21 protein-coding genes are annotated in these 26,821 nt (G+C 68.3%); 16 read left to right on the forward strand and 5 right to left on the reverse strand.

The genetic code is table 11. The features are described from left to right. Window positions 1-81: 81 nt before the first annotated feature. The 3 genes from JL101_RS22455 to JL101_RS22465 form a co-directional block, all read right to left on the reverse strand. Complete coding sequence (locus tag JL101_RS22455) at window positions 82-1,230, reverse strand: hypothetical protein (RefSeq protein ID WP_203096155.1); 1,149 nt, start codon at window positions 1,228-1,230, stop codon at window positions 82-84. 305 nt (window positions 1,231-1,535) lie between these two features. After that, window positions 1,536-2,726, reverse strand: coding sequence for a hypothetical protein (locus JL101_RS22460; protein ID WP_228435076.1), 1,191 nt, complete (start codon window positions 2,724-2,726; stop codon window positions 1,536-1,538). Next, window positions 2,686-3,822: an AAC(3) family N-acetyltransferase gene (locus tag JL101_RS22465; protein WP_203096151.1), complete on the reverse strand. Its 1,137-nt coding sequence runs from the start codon at window positions 3,820-3,822 to the stop codon at window positions 2,686-2,688. Before JL101_RS22465 ends, JL101_RS22460 begins: the two co-directional genes overlap by 41 nt. A gap of 381 nt (window positions 3,823-4,203) precedes the next feature. Between JL101_RS22465 and JL101_RS22470 the strand changes: the two genes are divergently transcribed. From JL101_RS22470 to JL101_RS22480, 3 genes are all read left to right on the forward strand, one after another. Next, a complete protein-coding gene (locus JL101_RS22470) occupies window positions 4,204-4,905 on the forward strand; it encodes a hypothetical protein (protein WP_203096149.1) in 702 nt (233 codons plus the stop codon). Between the two features lie 79 nt (window positions 4,906-4,984). Continuing rightward, window positions 4,985-6,085, forward strand: a complete 1,101-nt coding sequence (locus tag JL101_RS22475; RefSeq protein WP_203096147.1) for a polysaccharide deacetylase family protein — start codon at window positions 4,985-4,987, stop codon at window positions 6,083-6,085. An 86-nt stretch (window positions 6,086-6,171) separates the two neighbouring features. Then, window positions 6,172-6,516: a hypothetical protein gene (locus JL101_RS22480; protein ID WP_203096145.1), complete on the forward strand. Its 345-nt coding sequence runs from the start codon at window positions 6,172-6,174 to the stop codon at window positions 6,514-6,516. Between the two features lie 33 nt (window positions 6,517-6,549). On the opposite strand, the gene JL101_RS22485 is transcribed toward JL101_RS22480, so the two are convergent. Next, complete coding sequence (locus JL101_RS22485) at window positions 6,550-11,280, reverse strand: carbohydrate-binding domain-containing protein (RefSeq protein ID WP_267133533.1); 4,731 nt, start codon at window positions 11,278-11,280, stop codon at window positions 6,550-6,552. 962 nt (window positions 11,281-12,242) lie between these two features. Between JL101_RS22485 and JL101_RS22490 the strand changes: the two genes are divergently transcribed. Beyond that, complete coding sequence (locus tag JL101_RS22490) at window positions 12,243-12,689, forward strand: Panacea domain-containing protein (RefSeq protein ID WP_203096143.1); 447 nt, start codon at window positions 12,243-12,245, stop codon at window positions 12,687-12,689. 17 nt (window positions 12,690-12,706) lie between these two features. Further along, window positions 12,707-13,453 (forward strand): Ntn hydrolase family protein, encoded by a 747-nt coding sequence (locus tag JL101_RS22495; protein WP_203096141.1) that lies wholly within the window; start codon window positions 12,707-12,709, stop codon window positions 13,451-13,453. 44 nt (window positions 13,454-13,497) lie between these two features. Here JL101_RS22495 and JL101_RS22500 read toward each other — a convergent pair whose 3' ends face one another. After that, window positions 13,498-14,418 (reverse strand): FkbM family methyltransferase, encoded by a 921-nt coding sequence (locus JL101_RS22500; RefSeq protein ID WP_203096139.1) that lies wholly within the window; start codon window positions 14,416-14,418, stop codon window positions 13,498-13,500. A gap of 360 nt (window positions 14,419-14,778) precedes the next feature. On the opposite strand from JL101_RS22500, the gene JL101_RS22505 reads away from it, so the two are divergent. From JL101_RS22505 to JL101_RS22555, 11 genes are all read left to right on the forward strand, one after another. Further along, on the forward strand, window positions 14,779-15,405 hold the full coding sequence (locus JL101_RS22505; RefSeq protein ID WP_203096137.1) for an XrtA/PEP-CTERM system exopolysaccharide export protein: 627 nt from the start codon (window positions 14,779-14,781) through the stop codon (window positions 15,403-15,405). Window positions 15,406-15,459: 54 nt separating this feature from the next. After that, window positions 15,460-17,037 carry an XrtA system polysaccharide chain length determinant gene (locus tag JL101_RS22510; RefSeq protein ID WP_203096135.1) on the forward strand — a complete coding sequence of 526 codons (1,578 nt, stop codon included), beginning with the start codon at window positions 15,460-15,462 and terminating at the stop codon, window positions 17,035-17,037. A gap of 99 nt (window positions 17,038-17,136) precedes the next feature. Further along, window positions 17,137-18,105 carry a P-loop NTPase gene (locus JL101_RS22515; RefSeq protein ID WP_203096133.1) on the forward strand — a complete coding sequence of 323 codons (969 nt, stop codon included), beginning with the start codon at window positions 17,137-17,139 and terminating at the stop codon, window positions 18,103-18,105. Further along, window positions 18,105-19,622, forward strand: a complete 1,518-nt coding sequence (locus JL101_RS22520) for a TIGR03016 family PEP-CTERM system-associated outer membrane protein (RefSeq protein WP_203096131.1) — start codon at window positions 18,105-18,107, stop codon at window positions 19,620-19,622. Before JL101_RS22515 ends, JL101_RS22520 begins: the two co-directional genes overlap by 1 nt. Further along, window positions 19,622-20,698, forward strand: a complete 1,077-nt coding sequence (locus JL101_RS22525) for an XrtA/PEP-CTERM system-associated ATPase (RefSeq protein ID WP_203096129.1) — start codon at window positions 19,622-19,624, stop codon at window positions 20,696-20,698. The genes JL101_RS22520 and JL101_RS22525 overlap by 1 nt, the downstream gene beginning before the upstream one ends. Beyond that, complete coding sequence (locus JL101_RS22530; RefSeq protein WP_203096127.1) at window positions 20,685-21,599, forward strand: XrtA system polysaccharide deacetylase; 915 nt, start codon at window positions 20,685-20,687, stop codon at window positions 21,597-21,599. The genes JL101_RS22525 and JL101_RS22530 overlap by 14 nt, the downstream gene beginning before the upstream one ends. Before the next feature lie 223 nt (window positions 21,600-21,822). Then, the gene (locus JL101_RS22535) at window positions 21,823-22,863 is read left to right on the forward strand and encodes a FemAB family XrtA/PEP-CTERM system-associated protein (protein WP_203096125.1); all 1,041 of its coding nucleotides are present in this window, start codon (window positions 21,823-21,825) and stop codon (window positions 22,861-22,863) included. 6 nt (window positions 22,864-22,869) lie between these two features. Continuing rightward, a complete protein-coding gene (locus JL101_RS22540) occupies window positions 22,870-24,141 on the forward strand; it encodes a TIGR03087 family PEP-CTERM/XrtA system glycosyltransferase (RefSeq protein ID WP_203096123.1) in 1,272 nt (423 codons plus the stop codon). Beyond that, a complete protein-coding gene (xrtA, locus tag JL101_RS22545) occupies window positions 24,138-25,670 on the forward strand; it encodes an exosortase A (protein WP_203096121.1) in 1,533 nt (510 codons plus the stop codon). The genes JL101_RS22540 and xrtA overlap by 4 nt, the downstream gene beginning before the upstream one ends. A gap of 33 nt (window positions 25,671-25,703) precedes the next feature. Continuing rightward, entirely contained in the window at window positions 25,704-25,886 is a 183-nt protein-coding gene (locus JL101_RS22550; RefSeq protein ID WP_203096119.1) for a hypothetical protein, read from the forward strand. Next, window positions 25,883-26,821 (forward strand): S1 family peptidase, encoded by a 939-nt coding sequence (locus tag JL101_RS22555; RefSeq protein WP_203096117.1) that lies wholly within the window; start codon window positions 25,883-25,885, stop codon window positions 26,819-26,821. Before JL101_RS22550 ends, JL101_RS22555 begins: the two co-directional genes overlap by 4 nt.

Raw genomic sequence — 26,821 nt, forward strand, 5'->3', positions numbered from 1 at the left:
GCCCCCGGGCCGGAGTCCTGTTGGCCGGATGCGTCGAGCCTTGGTGCCGGTGAGTCGCAGATCGTTTCCCGATCATCGCCATCAGTAGCGGAAATCGGGCCTTGTGACCACGCCCAGCAAGGTGCCGGTGGAATTCGTGACAAGTAGCGCCTGCGGCCTTGACGCTGGCGTCGAGCCCGCCGGGAAGAATTTCGCAGACAGGTCCCCGGTGGAAACGCCGACATCCACCGTGTCGATCAGCACCGCTGGAGTGGCGGCGACGACGTCGGCGACGGTGGATGCCGTCACGTCGACCAACCCGCCGTCCTCGGTCGCCTTGACGGAAAAGTACTCAAGCAGCATCGTCGGAGTCAGCAGCCGGTAGGGTGGCGTAGCCGTAGGATCGGGGACAAGCGCAAGCGGCGGCCGGGCGCTTCGGACGACACCCAACGCCAAGGCGAGCGTGTCGGTCAAAGAGACGACGGTCGGCGCTACAAACTTTACCGTGGTCAGCAGCTTGCCCGGAAGGTTGGCCTCCGGTGTCGGCGCCGTACGGATCACGGCCGGCACCGTCGAGTGGCGACTCACCCATGCTCTCGTGGATGTGCAACGGAACCCGATGAATTCCAGGATCCTGTCGTGAACCTGTTTGTGGTTGATGTGCCGGTAGTGGACAGGTTCGTGATGCGCGACCCTGTTCCTGAAATCGTTGATGGCGGCAACCCGATCCTTGACGTAGCCTCTTCCCTTGCCAGCCGGCAGGTTGGGAAAAACCGTTTCGAGGATGCTCTTGCCGCTCACGCGGTCAGGCAACGGCCACAGCCAGCTGTAGTCACGACGAAAGAGGTTGGACCAGAAGTCGAACGTAAGCGCTGCGACGATGTCGTCCGGACTTGGATGAATGTTCCCGTTCGCCGCCAGCCTGCTGATCGCTTTCTGAATGGCCGCCTGGGGCTGGATGTTCAGGCGTTTATACAGTCGCCCGGAAGCGGGGTCCATCCACCCAGGACCGCCGAAATTGCTTGAGAACGCCTCGTGCATCGCGTTTCGGGTTATCACCTCGGCAACGTGCAGCGGGTACAGGAACGATTTCGCGATCCTGGCATTCCAGAGATATAACTTCATTGCCATGTCGCGGTCCGAACCGCCCACAGCCACGAGGTATGGCGCCAAGCGCGAGGGCGATATCGCCGCATCGAGGTCGCTATGCATCTGCCCTGTGTAGTGGAACAGTTCTTGACTTTCCGCCATTGCTCACTATTCTCGGTGCCAGAGCAGCTAGCGCAACGCAAGGCGCAGCACAGACCCCGGACCAGGTACGCCGCGTCCGGGGTTTTTCATTTTCTATATAGCTGGCTGCCGATTTTCCACCCTTATAAGCTGTGGTAGCCATACAGGTACGTCGCAAGGAAGCGTCTGGGGATTTTCGGCACGTGTCAATCGCCGGTGCTCCGGCGGAACGATAGCCGTTCCGTTGCTCGGCAGGCTCCCGAACCGAACGCCCTCTCCTCCGGGCAGGGAGAGGGCTGGAACGAAGGGCCGTCTCGATGCCGGCGTCAGCCCGCAACCTCCCGCTCCAGCTCGTTCGCGTCGATGAAGAACTTGGCGGCCCAGTTCAAATACTCGTAGGTGCCGTAGCCGCCGTCCACCGGGAAGGAGCCCTTGACGCCGCCGCGGGTTTCCGGCGGGCCGGCGGTCTCCACGGTGCGGCGGACATGGGCGTTCACCTTCAGCGCCGCGTCGCGGTACCGGGCATCGCCGGTGTCCTGGTACAGCATCAGCCAGCAATGGGCGACCTGGACGGAGCCGGTCAGGCATACCCAGTCGACCGCCGGTTGCCACTCCGCCGTCAGCCGGCCGGGCAGCGACCCGTCGGGGCCGACGCAGCCCAGCAGGCCGTCGGCCAGCCGGATGCCGGCCGCGCGGAAATCCTGGTCGGGCCGGAATCGCGACGCCTCCAGGATGCCCCGCAGCGCGTAGCCCAGCGTGTGGGTCAGCGGCCGGTGCGGCTCCTCCAGGCAGCAGTCGGCCATCCAGCCGTTGGGCCGCTGACGGCCGATGGCCCAGCGCACCTGGGCCAAGCCCGCCTCCCCCCAGCCGCGCGACGGGTCGATCCGGGCGGCCTCCAGCAGGCCCCAGGCGACATGGGTCTCGTAGCTCTTGTCGTCGGCGCGGGCGAACGGCGTCGGAAAGCGGCGCCAGCAGCCGTCCGCGTCCAGGCTACCGGCCAGCCAGTCCGCGGCCTGGGTCATGGCCGGGCGGTAGGCGTCGCCGAACTCCGCCACGCCGGCCGCCAGCCCCAGCAGGATCTGCCCGGTGTTGAAGGTCACCGGCACGCGCGGGGTCTGGCCGACCATGCCGCCCTGGAACCCGCCCTCCGGGAATTGGATCGACGCCAGCCAGTCCAGCATGCGCCGCGCCCGCTCGCGCAGGTCGGCATCGCCGCGCAGCCGCGCCTGGGCGATCAGCGTCGGCACGATGTAGCCGGTCGTCTCCGGGTAGGAGGGCGCCCAGCCGCCCACCAGGCTGTAGTGCCGCGCCACGCCGCCGTCGCGCGAGGCGGAGTTGTCCTGGGCCGCGCGCAGCCAGTCGAGCGATGCGGCGACCGCCGCCTCGATGCCGGGGTCGGCGCGCTGGTCGCCGGAGCGGTCCTGCCGCACGGCCGCCTTGGCCGCCGGGGGCAGCCGCTGGAAGTCCGCCAGGTGCTTAAGCGGACGCAGCCTGTCTTTGACGATCCTCGGGACCAATCTGGGCAGAAGCTCTTGAACCGGCACCGAAGTCTTTCCTCTCGTTGTCATGGCCCGACCCCTCGGCGGGGTCGCGGTAGATGGTGACGCCCTGGACCATCAGGCATTCCAGGCAGGTGAACATGTCGGCCGCCCGGATCACCCAGGCCTTGCCGTCGCCCAACTTGATCCAGCGCAGGCCGCCGTCCCGCTCCAGGTAGCGGGTGATGTGCTCGCGCACGGCCAAGCCCGTCGGCTTGTCGATGCGGTCGGCCGAGACGACCGACGAATGGGCCATGACGGCGACCTTCAAGGTTTCGCCGTTCCGGCCGGTGACCTCCCGCAGGAGCGGGCTGTCCGGCGTATAGACCGGGAACGGGAAGCTGTCGCCGCGAAGGTCCTCCAGCACGTGGTAGAAGGTGACCGGCCCCAGGTCCGTTCCCAGGCCCATCAGCCAGCCGTCCGCCTCCAGCAGCCGCCCGAAGGGGCTGTCGGCGTCGAACGCGAAGGGCGAGCGGTGATGGTCGGCGACCAGCCACTCCGCATGATCGCCCAGCGCCGCCACCGAATGGGTGGGGTGGATGCTGCGCCGGGCGCGCGGGTCTCGGCGCAGGGTCTCGGCGATCCTGCCCATGCCGGTCGGCGTCTCGCGCACGTCGAAGCGCGGGCCGGACTTCAGCGTCTCGTACATCGACCCGGTCATGGTGAAGGCCGGCATCGCCAGCGTGCCGCCCCGTGCCACGACCGTATTCTCCAGCGCCGCCAGCACCGTCGCGGCGCCGCCCTCGACGAAGCCCAGCCGGGAGAGAGAGCTGTGGACGAAGACCACGGCCCCGTCGGGCAGGCCGGCCGCCTTCAGGTCGTTTTCCAGCTCGGCCCGCCCGATCGCGCGGCGGCCGGCGCCGTGGCGCCGCTCCGACCGCTTCGCCAGGGCGGACTCGACCAGGGCGGCCCCGCCGGAAGATATGGCCGCGTTGATCGCCCGCTTCATTCCGGCCGGAAGCAGCCGGCTGGCCGCCCTGAGCAGCGGGCCGGGAACGGCCGATTCGATCATCCGATGGATCCGTTTCCTGTTCTCCGGCGGCACCGACGCGGTCTGGCCAGGGTTCGCAGCCATCGGTTTGTCTCCCCTTGGACTTTCTACAGTCTCGGTATGATTACGCTGATCTTCTCCAGTCAATCGGACCCGGTCCTTTTCATAAATAAAGCTACAAATACAATCATTTCTCTTTGCTCGTGCGAGGTTGCGGGAACCGTAATCGACCATCAATGACGCCAATGGTGAGGCCGATACTTCATATGGATTGTTGCATCTTCGGCACCGGATTCGGGAAAACTCGACCTGCAACAGCCAGCGCCTTGAAGCCGTTACCTCTTCGTTGCGGAGGTGCCGCGAATCACCCCGGCGTTACGGCCCGGATACCTCGTAAGGACAGCGGACAAGCCGCTGTCGCGTCATGCAACTCTATGGGTTCTCATGGTTAGATCGGTTTCCACGATGAGCCGGGCTCCGCTGCAGCAGCACGGCACGGAAGCCGACCCCGACCGGACGGCTCCCGGCGGCATGACAGTGGACGACAGGGCGGCGGACCATGGGGCGGCGGATGACAGGGCGCCGGACGAACCGGCAAAGGAGCGGGAGGTGACACAGAGCGTCCGGGACCGGATTCCGGATGACAGAACGCTGGAGGAACTGGCATCCGACCTGCGCGCGCTGTCCGGCCAGATCGTGACGGCCCGGGTGATGGGCCTGGACGGCCGGCCCGACACGGCCCCGCCCCCGGAGGACGACGGTTCCCACGGGCGTGCCCTGGCGCCGGCCGCCCGGATGGTCGGCGACCTGCTGTCCGCCGAGCTGGGCCGGACCCTGGAGCGGACGATGGAACAGGCGGGAGCGCGACAGCGCGAGGAGCTCGCCTCGCTCCTGCTGAACCATACCCAGGGCATGCGGGCGACCGCCGACCGGGTGGACCGGCTGATGCGCCGGCTGGAAGCCGACCGCGAACGGGAAGAGCTGCTCGGCCGCGCGCTGATCGACCGGCTGGACGCGCTTGCCGTCCGGCAGGAGGAATTGGAGGCGCTGCTCCGGCACCAGCGCCGGTCGCTCGTGCCCGACTGGGTCGCCGGCCTCCTGGCGCTCGCGGCGGTCGGAATCAGCATCGGGTCGGCCCTGGCGATCCATTTCGGCATCCAGCCCTGACCCACCCCCTCCATCTTGTCGCTTGCGGGCCGGCGGTGGCCGGCTAAATCAGGCACACAACACAGACGAACGCGGGAACATGCGGGCGGAAAAGCAAAAAGTCCTGTTCGAGGACGACTGGAATCCAATCAAGGCTCCGCCCGAACTTCCCCCGATCCTGCTGGTGGTGGTGGACGCGGAGGAGGAGTTCGACTGGTCGGCCCCCTTCTCCCGCGATCAGCGCAGCGTCCGTTCCATGGCGGCCCAGGGCCCCATGCACCGCATTTTCGAGAAGTTCGGCATCCGCCCAACCTATGTGGTCGACTATCCCGTGGCGAGCCAGCGCGACGGGCTCGAACCGCTCCGCGACCTGCTGAAGGACGATGCCTGCCTGATCGGGACCCAGCTCCATCCCTGGGTCAACCCGCCGTTCGACGAGGAGGTCTCCGAGCGCAACTCGTTCCCCGGCAACCTGCCGCCCGACCTGGAGCGGGCCAAGCTGGAGGCGCTGACCCGCGCGATCGAGGACGGGCTGGGGCTGACGCCGCGGATCTACAAGGCCGGCCGCTACGGTCTCGGCCCGCGCACCTTCCGCACGCTCGCCGACCTGGGATACTGCATCGACCTGAGCGCCGTCCCGGGAGCGGACCTCCGGGTGCATCACGGCCCGGATTTCCGGCGCGTCGAGCCGCAGCCCTACTGGATCGGCCCGCCGGGCCGGCTGCTGGAGCTGCCGCTGACCCGGGGCTATGTCGGCCTGCTGTCCGGCCAGGGCCCCGGCCTGGAAGGCGCGCTCGAGTCGCCGGTGGCCCAGGCCTGCCGGATACCCGGCGTGCTGTCGCGCCTGGGGCTGATCGACCGCATCATCCTGACCCCGGAAGGGGTGCCGCCGGCCCAGCACATGGCCCTGGTCCGCGCGATGATCCGGCGCGGCCAGCGCATCTTCATGCTGTCCTACCACAGCCCGTCCCTGGTGCCGGGGAACACGCCCTATGTGCGGACCCGGCGCGACCTGGACGTCTTCATGGACCGGGTGGAAGGCTTCTGCGAGCGGTTCTTCGGCGAGCTGGGCGGAACCGCCGGCGATCCCCTGTCGGTGCGCGACCTCCTGAAGCGGCACGCGGGGCTGGCCCGCGACGAACAGCCGAACCGGGCGCCCGCGGTCCGCCCGGCGGCCCGGCAATGCTCGTCGAGCGGCTGACCCACGATTGGCCAGTGGACGCCCGCACGGGGTTGCGCCATGGTGGGCGGGACTCGCGTACAGACAGGCAATCAGGGTTCCCCACCATGCGTCCTCTCTTCACCGCCGCCCTCCTCGCGACCGCCACCCTGGCGGCCGGCGGCTGCACGACCCTGTTTCCCGAGACGACCGCCGCCGAGGCGTGCGCCGAGCTGCCCTCGGCGGTCTGGCCGTGGCAGCCGATTCGGAACGCCCGGATCGAGATCCTGCCGGAAGCCGGTACGCCGGCGCTGTTCCCGATGCGGATGATCCAGGTCGTCGGCACGATCGAGGACGGGGACCGCTTCCGCGAGCCGGTGCCGGTCAAGTTCGAATGCGTCTTCCGCGGCGACCAGGTGAAGAGCTTCGGCTGGATCGAGCCGGCGCAGTTCGTCACGCCCTACACGGAGTGACGCGGAGGGGGCGCCCCCTCCCCGCCCGATCCCTCAGGTCATGTGAATCATGTCGGCCTTCAGTTCGTTGGCCGACACGCCCAGCAGGACGATCTCGATGCCGTTCCCCAGATGGAGCACCGCGTTGCCGTCGGTGTCGGAGGTCGCGGTCCCGATCACCTGGGCGGCCGTGCGCAGCCCGTTGCCGTTCAGGTCGGCGGTGATCTCCAGGATGTCGGAGCCGTGCCCGTTGAAGTCCCCGATCCGGTTGCGTCCGCCCGCCTCCCGGTCGAACACGAAGGTGTCGTCGCCGGAATTGCCCTTCAGGTAGTCGTCGCCCGGCCCGCCGTACAGCCGGTCGTCGCCCGGTCCGCCGTAGAGGAAATCGTCCCCGGCCCCGCCCTTCAGGATGTCGTTGCCTTCCGCGCCGAACAGGATGTCGATCCCCTTCCCGCCCGTGATGGTGTCGTCGCCCAGCGAGCCGTGGATCAGCTCGTTCTTGTCCGCCCCGGTCAGGGTCTGCTTGCCCGACGAGCTGGTGATGCGGATGCTGTCGAAGGTCAGATAGCTCCCGTCGGACAGCTTGGGCGCCACGTTCCAGGTCGGATCATAGTAGAAGGACGGGGCCCCCTTGGCCTGCACGATGGACTTGGTCAGGAAGCCGAACGCCTCCATCGCGTCGGGCGACTGGATCGCGCTGAAGATGGCGGCGACCGCCGCCTTGGCGTTGGCGGCATAGCCGTAGGGCGAGGTCGGCGTGCCCATGATGCCTTCCGCCGGAACCGAGGGAGAGGAGCCGAAGCTGCCTTTGAAGAGGTCGGCCCAGGTCTTGTAGACCGGCCCGTTCGCCGGCGCGTTGACCTTCAGGACGTAGGCCGCCCCGAAGCGCGGGTCGAAACCGTCGTCGCCGTGGATGAAGCGCCCGGACGTGAAGCCGTCCATCCATTTCAGCAGCTCGGCCGCCTGCGGGCTGCCGCGCTCCGCGATCGAGCCGAGGACCAGGGCCACGAAGTCGGACTGCCAGACCAGCAGGTCCCCGTCGGGCCACATGTCGTGGCGGAAGAAGCCCTCGATCTCGCCGTACTTGTCCATGGCGCCTTTGGTGATGTACCGCTCCACCAGGTTGTCCAGGTTGCTTTCCAGCATGTCGACGAAATAGGTCTTCATCTCGTGGTCGTCGGGCGTGATGAAGGCGGTGTCGTTCATGTTGCGCCACGTCCAGGCCCGGCCGCGCACCTGGTCGAAGTCCAGGAAGCCCTCGCCGTGGCCGCGGTAGTGGGGGGCGTACGCCCCGATGCTGTAGGAGGTCTGGGCCAGCAGCTCGTCCAGGTAATACTGCGAGCCGGTGACCAGGTAGGGCAGGTAGCTGAGCGCCGGCTGGTGGGCGGTGTCCATCTCCCAGCCGACCGCGGTGCCCTTGGCGAAGCCGTTGGTCAGCCCGTCGGAACCGAACTCGGCCCAGTTGGTCCGGCCGTCCATCCACAGCCTGGGATGCTGGTCGATGCGCAGGTATTCGCCGGTGTCCTCGTCGCGGTAATGCCACGGGATGCTGCCGGCGGCGTCGGCGTTGGCCAGCATGGTCTTCATCGCGTCCGCGTCCTGGCTCGCCAGGTAGCGGGCGTTCCAGATCGGCATGATGCCGATGTCGCCGCGCCCGCCGACGTCGGACATCTTCTTGTAGATCATGGCGTTGCCCAGGGGGTCCGTGTTCGCCCCCGACGGCAGGTGGACGCTGCCGGCGAGCACGCCCAGGGAGCTGTCGATCGAGGCCACGGCGCCGGTCGCCTGGAGATACCCCACGTCGTAGGCCACGTGGATGTCGGGCTCGTCGCCCGACCAGATCTCCTTGTGCCAGCGGGTGTTCCGGTAATGGGCGATGTCGGTCTTGGCGTAGGCCACGGCGCCGTGGTCGAGCACCTGGATGTCGTAGGTGTAGAAGTTCTGGACGCCGGGCTTGTAGGAGCTTTCGACGCCCAGGGTCACGTCGGTCCGGACGCTGCCGTCCTTGAAGGCGCGGATGTCCAGGGTGACGCTTAGATGGTCGTTGATCGGTTTGACCAGCCGGTACTCGCTCGCCAGCGGGCCGCTCATCCAGGTCGTCAGGGTGCCCGCCGCGGCGGCCTTGGCCAGCTCGGCGGCGGCGTCGACGGTGAACTTGGTGACGGTCCCGTCGGCGTTCTTCAGGTTCAGGACCACGTCGACGTCATAGCCCTTGTTCAGGACGTCGGACGGCCGGATGGCGGGCCCGGCCGGCGGAGCCGATGCGGCCTTGAGCATCAGGTCCACCTTTGCCCCGGCGGCCAGCGCCGGCTGCGCCACGGTCAGGAGGGCATGGCGGACCGAACCGTCCTCGTGGGTCGCCTTGACGTCGAGCTGGACCGGCACCTCGCGCCCGTCGATCAGGGCCACCAGGTATTTGCCCGGCCCGAGGTCGCCCTGCTTGAAGACGTGTCCGAAAGTGACCTGGCCGGCGGGCTCGGCCTTGTCGCCGTCGTTCTTGAGTTGGAGCGCCACGATCTCCCCCGCCCTGGCGGGTTCGGCCAGGTCCGGCGCCTTGAGCACCGGGCCGGAGGCCTTCACCTCGATCACCGCCGGGACGATCGCAACCGGGGCGCCGTTGAACACCAGGGAGCCGCCCCATTTCATGGCCTCGGCCCCGGTGATCGTGCTCAGGCCGGTGCGTGAATAGGCAGCGTCCTCGGCCTGGAGCCGGGTGCCGTTGACCTCGATATAATCGACATACAGGTTGCGGTCGCCCTGCGACGAGCTGTCGTTGGTGTAGCGCAGCTCGATCTTGCTCTGGGACGTCGTGCCCGACGGTGGCGTGAAGGTGAAGGTCTGCCACTGGCCGCCGGCGTGCGACGCGGTGACCGGCGTGGTCGCCCCGATCTTCATGCCGTTGACGTACAGGTCGAACTGCGGCGGAACGCCGCCCGCGAGGTCGCCCGACGCCTTGACGGTGATGGTTCCGGAACCCGAGCCGCCGGACCCGCCGCTGCCGGTGCCCGGAGCGCTGCCGCCGGAGTCCGGCGTCTGCGCGAGGTCGGCGAAGATCAGCTTGCCGCCCCACAGCAGGGCTTCCTGCCCCTTGATCGCGGGCTTGGAATAGCGCTCGTACCGGCCCTCGTCCGGCGTCAGCCGGGTGCCGAGGACGTCGATGTACTGGACATAGAGATTGCGGTCGCCGCCGGAGTCGCCCTGGTCGTTCTCGTAGCGGATCTCGACCCTGCGCGGGTCGGTGCCGGGCGGGAGCTTGAAGACGATGTCCTGCCATTGGCCCAGCTTGTGGGACGCCTGCACCGAGGCGGTCTGGCCGATCTTCTGGCCGTCCACCAGCAGGCTGAAGGTCGGCGCGCCCTTGTAGCTGTCGCCGGAAGCGCGCACGACGATGTCGGTGGCGGCGGCCTTGGCGAGTTGGACCTCCACCGTCTTGTAGGTCGCCGCGGTGTCGCGGTTGGACGACTCGACCGACTGGGCGGCGACGGTCAGCGCGAAGCTGTCGGAGAAGGCGGCCGGCAGGATCATCTGCAGTCCCGCCAGATCAGCCGGCTGCAGGACCCAGTTGCCGCTGTCGTCGCGCGCGCCCGCGGTGAAGGTCACCCCTTGCGGGACCTCGCTGATCATCACCGTGAGGTTTTCGGAACCGTCGAGATCGATCAGGTTCGCGGAGATGTCGATGGGCACTGCTGTCGTCTCCGTGGGCTTCACTTCGGCTCGGAGCGTGCCGGCGACGGAGAGCAGGGGTTTGTCCGCCACGGCCGAGACCTCGACGGACACGAAACCGGTGGTGGTGCCGTTTTTCCCGTCGCTCAAGCTGTAGGTAAAACTATCCCGGCCGCTCCAATAATCCTTCGGGATATAGGTCAGGGTCCCGTCGGCATTGATGGTAACCACGCCGTCGGCGGGCTGCCCCACGCCCGTCAGGTGCATGCTCTCCCCGGCGGGCACCGTGTCGTCGGCCAACACGTCGATGACGACCGGGGTTCCCTCCTTCGTGTCGGCCTCGTCCGGCGCCGCGACGGGCACCAGGTCCTTGAGATCGACGGTGCCGTCGGCGAACTTCAGCTTCTCGATCCCGTCCAGCCGGTCGTTCGATCCGCGGCCGGTCACGGTGACCGTGCCGTCGGTCTCGGCGGTCACGGCATAGTCGGCCCTGGCATGGAGATAACCCGCGGTGTCGATCCCGGCCCCGCCCTCCAGGACGTTGCTGCCGGTGCCGCCATGGAGCAGGTCGTCGCCGTCGCCGCCCCTCAGGACGTCGTCGCCGGCGCCGGGGACCCAGGCGGGATTCCTGACGGCCGGGTATTTGGCCGTATCGAACACCAGCGCGCCGCCCCACATCATGCCGGACTGGCCGGGCTGGACCTTGCCGCCCCGGTCGTAGATCGACTGGTCCGGCGTCAGCGTCGCGCCGTTGACCTCGATGCTGTCGATCCAGAGATTGCGATCCTTGCCGGGCGTCGTGCCGCCCAGGTCGTTGACATATTCGATCCTGATCCTGGCGGCGCCCGACAGGCCGACCCGTGAGAACGCGAAATCCTGCCAGGCACCGTCGCCATGGACCGCCGTGACGGTGACCTCGCCCAGGAAGACCTTGTCCGCCCAGACCCGCATCTTCGGCGCCCCCTGGTAGAGGTCCGCCGACGCCTTGACGCGCAGGCTGAAGGGCTCGGCCACCGTTATCGGCGTCCCGTCGCCCCAGATCGTGTCGTTGCCCGGGCCGCCGGTAAGGACATTGTTGCCGCCGGTGCCGACGAGGGTCTGGCCAGCCGATTGAGCAGTCATGATGCGGATACCTTGGATAAGAACTCTGCTGCGGCGCATCGGAGCGCCCGAAGTTGATCCAAGGCTATTGTTGCGGGCTTAATGATCAGTAAAGGCACAAGTACTTCTAAATCGTAATTTTTTGTACATGGTATATGTAAAGTTAATTATGTAGTCTCCTTTGTGTCTTTATCTGTATTGATTTACTCTGGCAATTACCGCATTTTGTCATACGGCTTTACGCGCTGATTCCGTGCATTTTCGAAGCAAAGTCGAACGGCAGGAATCGCTGCGCTCTCCAGGCCGCAACCTTCGATGGGGTCACCGGCGGCGTGGGAGCGCCTAGCCCGCGTTCCGCTCGCCGCATTGCGTTGGGCCGCCGCCAACCCGCGGTTTTACGCGAAGCGAAGGTGACGCGGGTCTATCGAGTTTGCTTGGGCTGCGGCGCAACGCATCGATCCGGCTGTCCCGGACGGATCGACCTGATCGGGTACCGTTCCAAGCCAATTCGACCGCACGAGGACGCCGCTGCCGAATCCGATGAGGCGGCGCAGTCAGGCGCACGGGAACCGGATTGCGACTTCGCGCCGCAGGGGGTCGTCAGCAGCCCGATCCAGGTCGGCAGGTAAGCTGCCCGGACGACGCTGACCTACCCGACTGAGGCCAACCGGAACCGCTGGTCCATCGCACGATACTGACGGCGATCGAGCGGTTCGACGATGGCTCCCGACAGGCGAGGTGCATTCAACTTGTTGCCGAACGGTCTGGCGGTGCCCCCAAAAGCGGGATTCAAAAGCTGGGGTGACCACGGTCCGCAACGTTCCGGCCGACGGAGGGCGCAGCAAACGCTTCCCGCATACTATCGGAAGGGTTATATTGCGCGACCGGAGGGACAGATGGGCCGTCTATCTGGGAAGTGTCGATGCAATGGGCGGAATCCCTGGCAGTAGACGTTTGCCGCCGATCCGCCGGAGAGAGATTCCATGACTACCCTGACTCGGGAGGAGTTGGTTCTGGCGACCCTCGCCAGTCAACCTGCCGCTTGGTACCAGCCCATTCACGTCCAAAAGCTGTTCTTCCTGATTGATCAGAATTGCGCCGACATGATCGGAGGCCGGAAATTCGATTTCCGGCCCTACAATTTCGGCCCCTTCGACCGAACGGTCTATGACACGCTGGATGGACTTTCCTTGCAGGGATGCGTGATCACGCGCGGCCAGATCGGTGTGGATTATCGGGAATATCACCTGACCGAAGACGGTGCTACGCGGGGTCGGATGGCGCAAGGTCGTCTGCCCGGACCGGTGCGGGACTATATCGACCGGCTGGTGCCATGGGCGTTGAACAGTTCTTTCGATCAGATCGTGGAAGCGGTTTATGAAAAGTATCCGGATATGCGCGCCAACAGCATCTATCGCTCCCGGATTTGATCGCGAGTGATAGCATCATGACGGTCGCTATCGGTATGTATTGCGTGGACGGCGTCGTGATCGTCACCGACAGCGCCCTCACGACCGGCGGCCCGGAGCAGGACGGCGCGACTTCGGAAATGCGTGGACCCAAGGTCCACAAGCTGAACGACCACGCGATTTTCGCTTATGCGGGCGATTATTCGCTGGCTGAGCGTATCCGGCGTCGGATCGAAGGCCTTTTGGACGATTGGATGAAGGAGGCGCCCGACGGTCTGGAATTGGCGGACAAGATCAGTGACGATCTCCAATGCTTTTTCGAAAAGCGCCGCAAGGATGCGATGCATGGCAACGCCTCCATCATGCTGGCTTTCGAAATCAATGGGTGCATCGAGTTGGTCACCTTCGGCGGGCAATTCGTTCCGACTCACTACTCAAGAGGGACATTTTATGTGGCGATGGGGACGGGCAAGAAGATCGCCGATCCAGCCATGTCCTTTCTTCAGGTCGCTTGCGACATCAAGGAGTTGCGGGTAGATGACGCGGTGGTGCTGGCGATGCTGGTCGCCACCCAGGTGATCATCGCCAATCCCGGCGGCGTTCGCGGCCCCCTTCAGGTGCAATATTTGAAACGGACCGACAGCGGATTCGAACACGTCGTCCTTGACGATTTTTCGGAACTCAACACCAAGATCAAGCAGATCAATGACCGAATTCGGACCGCGATCTTCGGATCCGGCGTGCCTGCCAGGGCCGCTCCGATGCCGGAGTTCAATGATCGATGACCTTGATCGGCGACACCACGATGCCGGCCTGACGCCTCCCGGGGTCACCGGGGGGAGAGGGCTTCCTCCCGCGCCCGCCCGGTGGCGGGCGCGCCCGTGCCGGTCGTCTCCGCAACCCGCTCCTCCGGCACGAACAGGTAGTTGCAGTTGTCGGGATGGTAGGGCACGTCGTAATCGGTCGTCTCGAGCAATCCGGCGGCCGGCATCATGCGGAACGAGCGGTAGCCCCGGTCCTTGTTCTGACGTAGCAGGCGCTCGACCGCCGCGGTGCGCCGGTCCCGGATCCCGCCCGCCACCGGGCCGTCCCGGCCGATCGGGTCGACGGTGTAGGGCAGGATCTCGATCAGGACATAGGGACGGTGGCGCCGCACCGTGCGCTCCAGCCCGTCCAGCACGTCGGCCTCGGCGCCCTCGACGTCCACCTTCAGGATGCCGACATCTTCCAGGCCCAGTTCCTCGATCACGGCGTCGCCGACCCGGAGCGGGACCAGGCGCGCGTGCGGCTGCCAGTCCGGCGGCCAGAAGCCCTGGACCGTGGTGGCGCGCGGGTCGCCCGGATGCTCGCTGGTCATGGTGGCGAAGCGGTCGGCGTCCGACAGCCCGATCGGCAGGATCTTGAACGTGTCGAGCCGGTTGATCGAGATCAGCTGGTCGAGATAGTGCAGGCACAGGGGCTGGACCTCGAACCCGACATAGGCGCGCCGACGGTCGTGGCGGGCGACCTTGAGCAGCGTCTGGCCGAAGTTGGCGCCCACGTCGACGAAGCAGCCCGGGCGCAGGTCGAGCAGCCGCGCGATCATCCGTTCGACGATCGGTTCGTGCCCGGTCAGGTTGCCCAGTCCCTGGCCGTCGATCACAGGGATCTTCAATCCCGCGGCGCCGTCGGCGATATCGAACCGGCAATGGTAGCGCAGGAAGGACGACGACAGGATTGCCAGCTTGACACGGTCGGCGAGGCTCTTCATTGCGGCATCCCATGGCATGTTTCCATCGAGCCGATCTGATAGCGAAGCCCGCGGCATGCCGAAAGGCCGGAAAGGGTGTAGCACGGATCGAACGGGGTGCCGGCCAAGTAATTCCCGACCGATCGGACACACCCTTGACGAAATCGGCGCGATGTTACGGAAGAACCGGTACGCCAGTCCGACCGGTCACGCTTAGCCCTTTAGTGGTTGCCCGTACAGACCGTTGAAAAGCACTTGCTTAGATGATTGTTTTTCTATCGTTTTCGGGCGGGAACTCGGCAATTCGCCTAAAAAGCCGTCAGTTCTAAAAGGGGTATGTGGGGTGGAGGAATGATCTCGCGCCGTTTTCGCGGTCGGCCGATGACTCTCGTGACGGCATTCGCGTCGGCGTTCCTGGCCGTGGCCGGCCTGGCGGCCTGCTCGTCCGCCGACAACCCGCCGGCTCCCGGCACCGTCCAGGTCCAGCAACCGACCACGCCCGACTACCGCATCGGGCCGCTCGACACGATCCAGATCTATGTGTGGCAGAGCCCGGAATTCTCGGTCACCGTCCCGGTACGTCCCGACGGCCGGATCTCGACCCCGCTGATCGAGGACCTGGAGGCGACGGGCAAGACGCCGACCCAGCTTGCCCGGGACATCGAGGAGAAGCTGAAGGTCTATGTCCAGGACCCGCTGGTGACGGTGATCGTCAGCGGATTCGCCGGCCCGTTCGACCAGCAGGTCCGGGTCGTCGGCGAGGCGATCCAGCCCCGCGCCATCCCCTATCGCGCCAACATGACGATGCTCGACGTCATGATCGAGGTCGGCGGCCTGACCGAGTTCGCCTCGGGGAACCGGGCCGTCCTGGCGCGCGGCGGCGGCGCGAGTTCCGACAAGACCACCTTCAACGTCCGGCTGGACGACCTGCTGCGCGACGGCGATATCCGGGCCAACGTGCCGGTGCTGCCCGGCGATGTGATCATCATCCCGCAAAGCTGGTTCTAGGGGGCCGTGCCGGGGCCTCGGCCCCGGAGCGCCAGGACAAACCGGACGGTTCACATGAATGACCTGACCTTCAACCTCAAAGACCTGCTGCGCCACTACGCCTCCGAGACGTGGGCGCGGCGCTGGTGGGTGGTCGGCATCGTCTGGCTGGTCAGCCTGGCGGGCTGGCTGGTCGTGGCCAAGCTCCCGGACAGCTACAGCGCCAGCGCGCGCGTCTATGTCGATACCCAGAGCCTGCTGAACCCGCTGATGAAGGGCATGACCGTCCGGCCCGACGTGGAGCAGCAGGTCGAGATCATGCGGCGCACCCTGATCTCCCGGCCCAACATGGAGCAGCTGCTGCGGCTGACCGATCTGGACCTGACGGTCGACAGCGAGGGCGCCCGCGAGGCGCTGCTGACCGACCTGGAGCAGCGGATCAGGTTCTACGGCGAAGGCCGGCAGATCTTCAGCATCCAGTTCGAGGACAGCGACCCGCGGCTCGCCCACTCCGTCGTGCAGTCCATCCTCCAGATCTTCGTCGAGCAGAATGTCGGCGACAACCGGCGCGACATCGAGCGCACCCGGCGCTTCATCGACACCCAGATCGCCGACTACGAGAAGCGGCTGAGGGACTCGGAGGCCGCCGTATCGGACTTCCGCCGGATCAACGCGGAGGAGCTGCGCTACAAGGACGTCGTCAACGGCCGGCTCCAGACCACCGAGTTCGACATCCGCCAGCTCGAGAACCAGCTCCAGTCGACGACCTGGCAGCGCGACCAGCTGCGCGCCCAGCTCGCCGGGACGCCGGAAACGCTCGCCGCTGCCGACGCCGCCCAGGCCGCCGCGGCCCTGGCGGCGACGCCGGCCGGCCAGCGGCTGGAACAGCTCCGCCAGCAGCTCACCGACATGCGGCTGCGCTATACCGACCAGAACCCGTCGGTCGCCAATCTCCGCCGCATGATCCAGCAGGCCGAAGCGGACGTCCGCCGGCAGTCCTCCTCCAGCTCGGTGCCCAACCCGATGCGCCAGCAGCTGGAATCCGAGATCCAGCGCCTCGACTCCGAGATCGGCGGCCTGAACCGCCGGCTGGAACTGCGCAACGAGGAGCTGGCCCAACTGCGCGCCCGGCAGAACGAGGTTCCCGCCGTCGAGCTCCAGCTCGCCCAGATGAACCGCGACTACGGCGTGCTCCGGCAGAACTACGAGCAGCTGATCGAGCGGCGCGAGTCGATCCGGATGGCGGAGCGGCTGGACAGCCAGACCACCAACGTCGATTTCCGCGTGGTCGATCCGCCGGTCGTGCCGAACCGGCCGAGCGGGCCGAACCGGGTGCTGCTGTTCGGCGGCGTCCTGGCGGCGGCCTTCGCGGCGGCCCTGGGCGTCGTGTTCGTGCTGATCCAGCTGAAGGACAGCTTCACGAACGTCAATACGCTCCGCGACACCTTCAACCTGCCGGTGCTGGGCAACGTCAGCATGGTCGAATCGCCCCACCGCAGCCGCTGGCGGCTGCTGGAGGTGTCGGCCCTCGGCGGGTCGGTCGCGGTGCTGCTGGTCGTGTTCGCCGGCCTGATGATGCTGTACCAGCCGGGAGCGCCGAAGCCGACGCTGTCCGGGCTGGCCGGCGGGCTGTTCGAGCGCGGCGAGACCTGATCCCCGGCCGATGCCGGAAGACCGTTCGATCCCGGCGATGCCGGGCGATGCCCGGAGAAGGGCTGTCAAGAGAAGCTCCACGAGGGCAAGGCTACGAACATGGATCTGATCCACAGAGCGGTGCAGCAGTCGAGCGCGGCCCGGCGCGGCAACATCGTCGAGCCGCGGGCCGAGCCGGCCGCCGGCCCGGCCCCGCAGCTGGCTCCGGCGGCATCCCCGGCGTGGGAGGCCCGCGACTCCCGGGGCGATCCCCAGGATACGTTCCGGGAAGCCGTGGAGATCTCGATCGATCCGGCCCGGCTGCGCGAGATGGGCATGATCCATCCGGGCGACCGCCGGTCGCGGCTGGCCGAGGAGATGCGGCTGCTGAAGCGGCGGCTGATCCAGAAGCTGAACCCGATGGAAGCCGACGCGGAGGGACGCACCAACCTGGTGATGGTGACCAGCGCCGTGCCCGGCGAGGGCAAGAGCTTCATCTCGCTGAACCTGGCGCTCAGCTTCGTGGCCGACGAGCATTTCGACGTGCTGCTGATCGATGCCGACGCGATGCGGCCGAGCATCCTGCGGATGCTGGGACTGCCGCCGGCGCGCGGGCTGTCCGACCTGCTGCTGGAGCCGGGCCTGGACCCGTCGGAAGTCCTGCTCCGCGACCCGGGGATGCGGCTGACCATCCTGCCGTCGGGCGGCGAGGTGCCGTCCGCCACCGATCTCTACGGCAGCCCGGCCATGAAGGAGCTGGTCGACCGGCTGGCGCGGTCCCAGCGCAACCGCATCGTGATCCTGGACGCTCCGCCGGTGCTCGCCACCACCGAGCCGGTCGTGCTGTCCCACGTCGTCGACCAGGTCCTGCTGGTGGTCGAGGCGAACCGGACCGCGCATTCCCAGGTGCAGCACGCCCTGGACCTGCTGGAACCCTGCGACAACGTCAACCTGGTCCTGAACAAGTCGGCCGCGGGCAAGACCAGCGAGCATTTCGGCTCCTACTACAGCGGCTACGACAAGGCGTCCCAGGGCGGGCGCGGCTACGGCAAATCCGCAGGCTCCGCCGCCGCCGAAGAGAAGGCCTGATGACCTACCGAACGGAACGTCGGCGGGCACTGCTTCCCGCCGCCGCGCTGCTGGCCTTCACCCAGGCCCTGGGTCCCGCGTCGGTCCTCCCCGCCAAGGCCGCCAACATCCAGGCGCAACGGAACGCCGGATTCGACGTCACGATCACCGACAACGTCAACCTGGAGCCGGACGACCGGGCGGACGCGGCCCTGATCCTGTCGCCCTTCGCCGGAGTCAACGTGCGCGGCGAAGGCGGCCGGGCCGATTTCATCTTCGACTACCGGCTGACCCTGGACACCACCCTGTCGAAGGACACCGACGTCAACGTCCGCAACGACTTCGTCGGCTTCGGCACCGCCGAGCTGGTCGATGACATGCTGTTCGTCGACGTGACCGGGTCGGCCAGCCAGCCGCTGATCGATCCGGCCGGGCGGACCTCGACCAACGCGTCGGTCGGGCGCGGCAACCGGACCCAGGTGGTCGGCGGCTCGATCAGCCCCTACCTGCTGAACCGCTTCGGCAACCTGGCGGAGAGCGAGCTGCGCTACCGCTATTCCTATACCTTCGTGGGCAAGGACGAGATCGGCGACAGCACGACCAGCGAGGCCCGGGCGCGCCTGTCCACCGGCCCCGTGTTCTCGCGCGTGGCGCTCGACGCCATCGCGGAGTACGAGAACACCGACTCGGAGAGCCGGACCGGCGACATCGAGCGCTCGACCTACCGGCTGAACGGGCAGTACGCGGTTTCCCGCCGGTTCTTCCTGCTCGCCTCCGGCGGATACGAGACGATCGACACCAACTCCCTGAACGACGATCCCGACGGGCCGATCTGGTACGTGGGCTTCCTGACCCGGCCGGGGCCGCGCACCGAGTTGCGGGTGACCTATGGCGAACGCTACGGCGAGCCCGACTACAACGGCTCGCTGACCTACCGGATCACGCCCCGGCTGACCTTCCAGGCCGGCTACGTGCACGTGCTGGAGACGACCCAGCGCCAGTTCAGCAGCTTCCAGCTCGCGGTGGACCCGTCGGGCCAGCTGATCGATCCGGTCACCAACCTGCCGGTGGACATCACCGATACCGACCCGGGTTTCGGCCTGCGCACGGAAGCCTTCATCGCCAGCCGGTTCCAGACCTCCCTGGTCGGGAACTACGACCGCAACACCGTGACCCTGGCCGGCACGGCCGAGGAGCGCGAATACGACATCCGCCCGGACGAGCGCTACCTGTCGGCCCGCCTGGGCTGGACCCGGCGGCTGTCGCCCCGGACCAACCTGTTCACCGGGGTCGGCTGGCGCCGCACCGAGAACGACGGCGATGCCGCGGCCACCGCCGGCGCCGCCCCGGTCGCCGGCATCCTGGGCCCCACGGCGCCCGAGACGGATACCTTCAGCGCCCGCATCGCGTTGACCCATTCACTCGCCAAGGACGTTTTCGGAAGCGTGGCGCTCGGCCGCACCCAGCGCGTGGCCGACGACGAGGCCGACGAATACACCGAGAATTCCCTGACCTTTGGCGTACGGATCGTGTTCTGATGTTCGAGGATTTCTACAATCTGACCGGGTCGCCCTTCAAGCTGGGGCCGGACCACCGGTTCTTCTTCCCGAGCCGGAACCACGACAAGGCCCTGTCCTATCTCCGGTACGGATTGCAGCAGGACGAGGGCTTCATCGTGGTGACCGGCGACATCGGAGCCGGCAAGACGACCCTGGTCAGCCAGCTGTTCGCCGAACTGGACCGGAAGCGGTTCCTGGCGGCGCAGATCGTGACCAGCAACATCGATGCCGACGACGTGATCCGCATGATCCTGTCGGCCTTCGGGGTGACGCCCCGGACCACCGACAAGGCCGGGCTGCTGCGCGCGTTCGAGAGTTTCCTGCTGTCCCAGTACCGGGCCGGGCGCCGGGTCCTGCTGGTGGTCGACGAGGCCCAGAACCTGCCGCTCCAGACCATCGAGGAGCTGCGTATGCTGTCGAACTTCACGGTCGAGGGCGGATCGCTGTTCCAGAGCTTCCTGGTCGGGCAGCCCCAGTTCAAGGACGTGCTGGCCGATCCGGCGCTGGAGCAGTTCCGCCAGCGGGTGATCGCCTCCTACCATCTCGGCCCGCTGTCGGAAGAGGAGACGGCAGAGTATGTCCGACACCGCCTGCGCCTGGTCGGGTGGAACGACGATCCCGCGATCGACGCCGAGGCCTTCGCGCTGATCCACCGGCACAGCGGCGGCATCCCGCGCCGGATCAACACCCTGTGCAGCCGGCTGCTGCTGTTCGGCGCGCTGGAGGGGCTCCACGCGATCGACGCGCCCGCGGTCGAGGCCGTGGTCGCCGACCTCAGCACCGAGGTGACCGAGGCGCCCGCCGGCGGCGCCGGGAGAAGGGCCGCCGCCCCGGCCGGGACGGCCGCCTCCGGCGACGTGGCGGCCCTGCTGGCGAGCCTGGACGAGCGGCTGGGCCGGCTGGAAAGGCTGACCGAGACGGTCAACTCCCATGACCGGACCTTGCGCCACCTGCTGGAGACGGCGATGGGCTACCTTGCGGTGAACGCGGCCGGCACGGCCTGGAACGGATCGGCGGCCGGGATCGCCAGGGAGGCCGACGATGACCGCACGTGACGCCGCCACCCACCCGATCGTCAATGCCATGTCGGTGGACGTGGAGGACTATTACCAGGTCTCCGCCTTCGCCGGCACGGTGGACCGCGCCCGATGGGACGGGTTCCCGTCGCGGGTCGGCGACAACACGCGGCGCATCCTGGACCTGTTCGCCGGGGCCGGCGTGCGCGCCACCTTCTTCACGCTGGGCTGCGTCGCCCGGCGCGACCCGTCGCTGGTCCGGGCCATCGCCGACGCCGGCCACGAGGTGGCGAGCCACGGCTGGGAGCATTGGCGCGTCGGCGAGCAGACCCCGGCGGAGTTCCGCGCCGACGTGTCGCGCACCCGAAAGCTGCTGGAGGACCAGTCGGGCCAGGCGGTCACCGGCTACCGCGCCGCCAGCTTCTCCATCGACCGCGGCACCTGGTGGGCGTTCGACGAGCTGGCCGAGGCGGGATACCGCTACAGCTCCAGCATCCACCCGATCCGCCACGACCATTACGGCGTGCCCGACGCCCCCCGGTTCCCCTTCGCGCCGGCCGCGGGCCGCGACCTGGCGGAGATCCCGGTCGGCACGGTGGACCTCAGGGGCCGGCGGCTGTCCTGCGCCGGCGGGGGCTTCTTCCGCCTGCTGCCCTACCGCTGGTCTTCCCACGCGATCGGCAGGGTCAACCGGACCGAAGGCCAGCCCGTGACCTTCTATTTCCATCCCTGGGAGATCGATCCCGGCCAGCCGCGCATCGGCCCGGCGCCGCTCCGCTCCCGGCTTCGCCACTACACCAACCTGTCCGTCATGGAAGCCAAGCTCAAGCGCCTGCTGTCCGACTTCCGGTGGGACCGGATCGACCATGTCTACCGGTCGGCCCTGTCGGGAAAACACAATCATGGAGGGGAAGGCGGATCGGCTTCCATTTCGGCATGACCGGCCTTGATCCACGGCCGTCCGGCACCCTTTTCGGCCGGGGTCCGAAAGCATTGCATTCGGGCGCAAGCCTCCCCTTTCCGTCATGGCCGGACTTGATCCGGCCATCTCTTGCGGGGATCAACGACGTCTTCATGCCCGGAGATGCCCGGATCAAGTCCGGGCATGACGACAGGAAAAAGGAAATCACCTCCTGTAAGCTTCTTTTCGTTGAGGCGGCGGCATGACGGCGATCGTCGAGGTCGGGGCGTTGGACCCGCAGACGGAGCCCGCGTGGGAGGCTTTCGTCGCCGAGTCGCCGGAAGCCACGTTCTTCCACCGCGCCGGATGGGCGCGGGTGATCGGGCGGAGCTACGGGCACCCGACATATTTCCGCCATGCGAGCCGCGGCGGCCGGATCGTCGGCGTGCTGCCGCTGGTCCACGTGAAGAGCCCGCTGTTCGGCAACGCGCTGATCGGCACCGGGTTCTGCACCTTCGGCGGAATCGCGTCCTCGGACCCCGCCGCGATCCAGGCGCTGGCCAGGGACGCCGCCGAGCTGGGCGCCCGGCTCGGGGTCGATCACGTGGAGCTGCGCCATGTGGACGCGCTGCCGATCGGCTGGACAGTCAAGTCGGAGCTCTACGCCGCGTTCCGCCGGCCGCTCGACGCCGACATCGGCGTCACCTGGGGGACCTTGCCCCAGCAGAAGCGTCAGGAGCTCCGGCGCAGCATCCGCGGCGGCCTGCGCCAGCAGGTCGGGCCGGGCCTGCTCGACGCGTTCTACCGGATCTACGGCACCAGCGTCCGCAACCTGGGCACGCCGGTCTATCCGCGCCGCTTCTTCGCCGCCATCGCGGAGGAGTTCGGCGACGCGGTCGAGCTGGCGGTGGTCCACGGCGCCTCCGGCCCGGTCTCGGCCGTGATGGCGTTCCATTTCCGCGACACGGTCTGCCCCTACTTCGCGGGCGGCCTGCCGGAGGCGCGGACCGAGCACGCCTACGACTTCATGTACTGGTCCCTGATGGACAGGGCGACGGAGCGGGGCGCCCGGCTGTTCGACTTCGGCCGCAGCAAGCGCGGGACCGGGGCGTTCGACTACAAGCTGGGCTGGGGGTTCGAGCCCCGGACGCTGCATTACCAGTTCCATCTGGTGCGCGGGCGCGAGTTGCCCGAGATCAACCCGCTCAACCCCAAGTACCGCGCGATGGTGGAGACCTGGAAGCGCCTGCCGCTGCCGGTCGCCAACCTGATGGGTCCCGTGATCGCCCGCCAGATCGGCTGAGCCGCCATGAAAGACCTGCTGTTCCTGGCCCACCGCATCCCCTATCCGCCGAACAAGGGCGACAAGATCCGCTCGTGGCACTTGCTGCGCCACCTGGCGGAGCGCTACCGCGTGCATCTCGGCTGCTTCGTGGACGATCCCGAGGACCGGGCCCACGAACCGGTGCTGCGGGCGCTGTGCGCGAGCTGCCATTTCGCCCGGCTCGACCCGGCGCTGGCCAGGCTGGGCAGCCTGCGCGGGCTGGCGACCGGGGAGGCGCTGACCTTCGCCTATTTCCGCGACGCCGGGCTGACGGAGTGGGTGCGCGCGACCCACGCCGCCCGCGCCATCGCCGTGCAGTTCGTCTTCTCCTCCTCCATGGCGCCCTTCGCCGAGGCGGTGGAGGATTTCCGGGGCCGGCGGATCGTCGATTTCATCGACCTGGACAGCGACAAGTGGCGCCAGTACGCCATGAGCGGCCGGGCGCCGATGCGCTGGATCCACGGGCGCGAGGCCCGGCTGCTGGGCGAGGCCGAGGTCGCCATCGCCGCCCGCGCATCGGCCAGCCTGTTCGTCAGCGAGGCCGAGGCCGACCTGTTCCGCCGGCAGCCGGGCGTCGCCGCGGAACGGGTCCACGGCCTGGGCAACGGGGTGGACCTGGACTATTTCGACCCGCGCCGGGACCATGCCGACCCTTACCCGCCGGGCGGGCCGGTGCTGGTCTTCACCGGCATGATGGATTACCGCGCCAACGTCGATGCGGTGAGCTGGTTCGCGGCGGAGGTGCTGCCGGCGATCCGGGCGCGCCGCCCGGAGGCGCGGTTCGCCATCGTCGGCGCGAAGCCAGATCCCGCGGTCAGGCGGCTGGCCGGGCAGCCGGGCGTGATCGTGACCGGCCGCGTGCCGGACGTGCGCCCCTATCTCGCCCACTCCGCCGTCGCGGTCGCGCCGCTGCGGATCGCGCGGGGCATCCAGAACAAGGTGCTGGAGGCCATGGCGATGGGCCGTCCGGTAATCGCCACGCCCCAGGCCCACGAGGGCATCGACGCCGGGCGGGACGCCCACCTGCTGGTCGCCGACGATGCCGCCGGCCTGGCGGCGCAGGCCTGCCGGCTGCTCGGCGACCGGGCGGAGGCGGAAGCGCTGGGAGCCCGCGGACGGCGCCTGCTGCTGGACCGCTACGCCTGGGAAAGCCGTCTGGCGCCGCTCGACGGCATCATCGAGCGGGCGCCGGCGGTGTTTCCGGCCATGCCGGCGGAAACCCGCTCCCTCGACCGGTCGTGGGAGGGACGGGCATGACCCAGCGCGCCGACATGGATGGCGGCTACTACGCCGCCACCGCCACGCCCCCGGCCGACCCTGCCTGGCCGCGCGCCGTCGCCTGCTTCGCCGCGACGGCGGCGCTGCTGGTGGCGCTGCTCCACGACGTGGCCGGGGCCATGGTCCATACCTGGTCGACCAACGTCACCTACAACCACGGCTTCCTGGTGCTGCCGACCAGCCTTTATCTGGTCTGGCTGCGCCGGGACGAGCTGCGCCGGCTGACGCCCCGGCTGGAGCCGCTGGGTCTGGCCGCCCTGGCCGCGATGATGCTGGCTTGGCTGCTCGGCCGGGCCGGCGACGTGCTGGCGGTGGAGGAGACGGCGCTGGTCGGCATGCTGGTCGCGCTGTCCGTCTTCTTCTTCGGCCGGGCGGTGGCGCGGCGGATCGCCTTCCCGCTGGCCTTCCTGTTCTTCATGGTGCCGGTGGGCGACGCGCTGATCCCGCCGCTCCAGGACTTCACCGCCGTCTTCGCGGTGGCGCTGCTGCGCCTGATCGGCATCCCGGTGTTCCACGACGGGATCATGATAGAGATTCCCAACGGGCTGTTCCGGGTCGCCGAGGCCTGCGCCGGCATCCGCTTCCTGATCGCCAACCTGGTGATCTCGGCGCTGTTCGCCCATCTCGCCTATACCAGGCGCTGGAAGTTCTGGCTGTTCCTGGTCATCGGCTTCACCCTGCCGATCGTCGCCAACGGCTTCCGGGCGTTCGGCATCATCCTGATCGCGCACCTGACCGACGGCAGGCTGGCCGCCGGCGTCGACCACCTGGTCTATGGCTGGGTCTTCTTCTCCGTCGTGATGATCCTGCTGCTGGTGATCGGCAACAGCTTCGCCGATCGCCGGCTGGGCGACTTCTCGCGCGAGGCCGCGGTGCCGCCGGCGGCGAGCCGCCGCGGCTGGTCCTGGCGCCTGCCCCTGGCGCTGCCGGCCGTCCTGGTGGTGCTGGCCGGCCCCGCCTACGCCTGGACGGTGATGGGGCCGCCCGACGGCACCTCCGCCGGCCCGGCGGCGCTGCCGACGCCCGGCGTGGCCGGCTGGACCGCCGCCCCGCCGACCGACTGGCGGCCGGCCTTCCCCGGCGCCGACGGCACGGTGCTGGCCGGTTTCCGCAATCCGGAAGGCCGGACCGCCGAGCTGTTCGTCGCCCATTACGCTTACCAGCGGCAGGGCTCGGAAGTGGTCTACTACGCCAATCGCCTGGAAGGGGACGGCTGGACCCGGGTCGAGAGCCGCACCGTCGAGGGCGTCGGCGGCATGCCGCCGGGCCGGCTCGACCGGATGGTGCGCGGGCAGCGCCAGCGTCTGGTGCTTTCGTGGTACTGGGTCGGCGGACGCTTCACGGCGAGCCCCTATGAGGCCAAGTTGTACCAGAGCCTCGCCACCCTGCTCGGCATCCGCCCCGCCGCGGCCCTGGTCGCCCTGTCGGTCGAGCGGCCGGAGGACGCCGCAAGGTTCCTCGATACCTTCGCGCCGGAATCCTACCTGGAGCAGGCCGCCGCACGATGACGTTTCCCCGACGAGGCCCCACGATGAGGTTCCATGGATAGCCTGCTGTTCCTGTTCTCGCTGATCGGCGTCGTGGTCATCGTCGGCTGGGCGGTGATGAACGACAAGGTCCCGGACGGCGGCAAGACCACCGGGCTGCTCGCCATGCATCACCCGGACGGGGATCGGCCGGACCGGAACCAGCCGGCCGGCCGCAAGCGCCGGCACCCGCGGTGAGGGGACGGCTGACGGGAGCCGCGCTGCTGGCGGCGCTCGCGCCGGCGCTGGGCGGCTGCGCCGGCCTCGCCGCGCCGGTTTCCGCCGACGCCGCGAATCCCGCCGGGACGGAAGCGCCGCCGGTCGTGACCTGCCACGAGCCGGGCCGGGACCTCGTCCTGCGGGTGGCCCCGGCGGAGTGCCGGGGCAGGATCATCGACGAGGCGGAGGCCGCCGCCCTGGCCGCAGCCCGATCCCGGCGGCAGCGGGCGCAGATCGTCGGCGACCGCCGCTCCCGGCCGGACGACAAGGTGGAGATCCGCAGCGCCGGCTCCGGCTTCTTCATCAACGGCCAGGGACAGGTGCTGACCGGCTTCCACGTGGTGGCCCGCTGCGCCGCCCTGACCGTCTCGACGGTCGGGGGCGGGCGGAAGCCGGCCAACGTGATCGCCTCCGACTACGGCATGGACCTGGCGGTGCTCCAGACCAGGGCGAAGCCGAACCGTTTCGCCCGGTTCAACCCGACGCCCGAGCGCAACCAGGGAATGGACGCCTCGGTGGTGGGCTATCCGGCGCTCGGTGCCGCGACCGTCGTGCCGAGCCGGACCGCGGTGGAGGCGTGGCCCTCCCAGGTCACCTCCGACATGCTCGGCGGCGGGACGGAATTCTCGGTCGAGGGCCGCATCCGCGCCGGCCACAGCGGCAGCCCGGTGCTGGACGAGACCGGCAGGGTGATCGGCATGATCCGCAGCAAGGTGGACGAGGTGACCACCTTCCGCGAGACCGGCCGGTTCGTCGACGACGTGGCCCAGGCGGTCACCAACGAGACGATCTTCCGCTTCCTGACTCCGCGGAACATCTCCTACGCCACGCAGGCGCGCGGTCCGGTGCTGTCCCCCGAGGACCTGCTGGAGCGCGCCGGTACCTATTCCGCGCGCGTCGAATGCTGGAACTGA

The organism is Skermanella rosea (assembly GCF_016806835.2).
Classification (GTDB): Bacteria; Pseudomonadota; Alphaproteobacteria; order Azospirillales; family Azospirillaceae; genus Skermanella; species Skermanella rosea.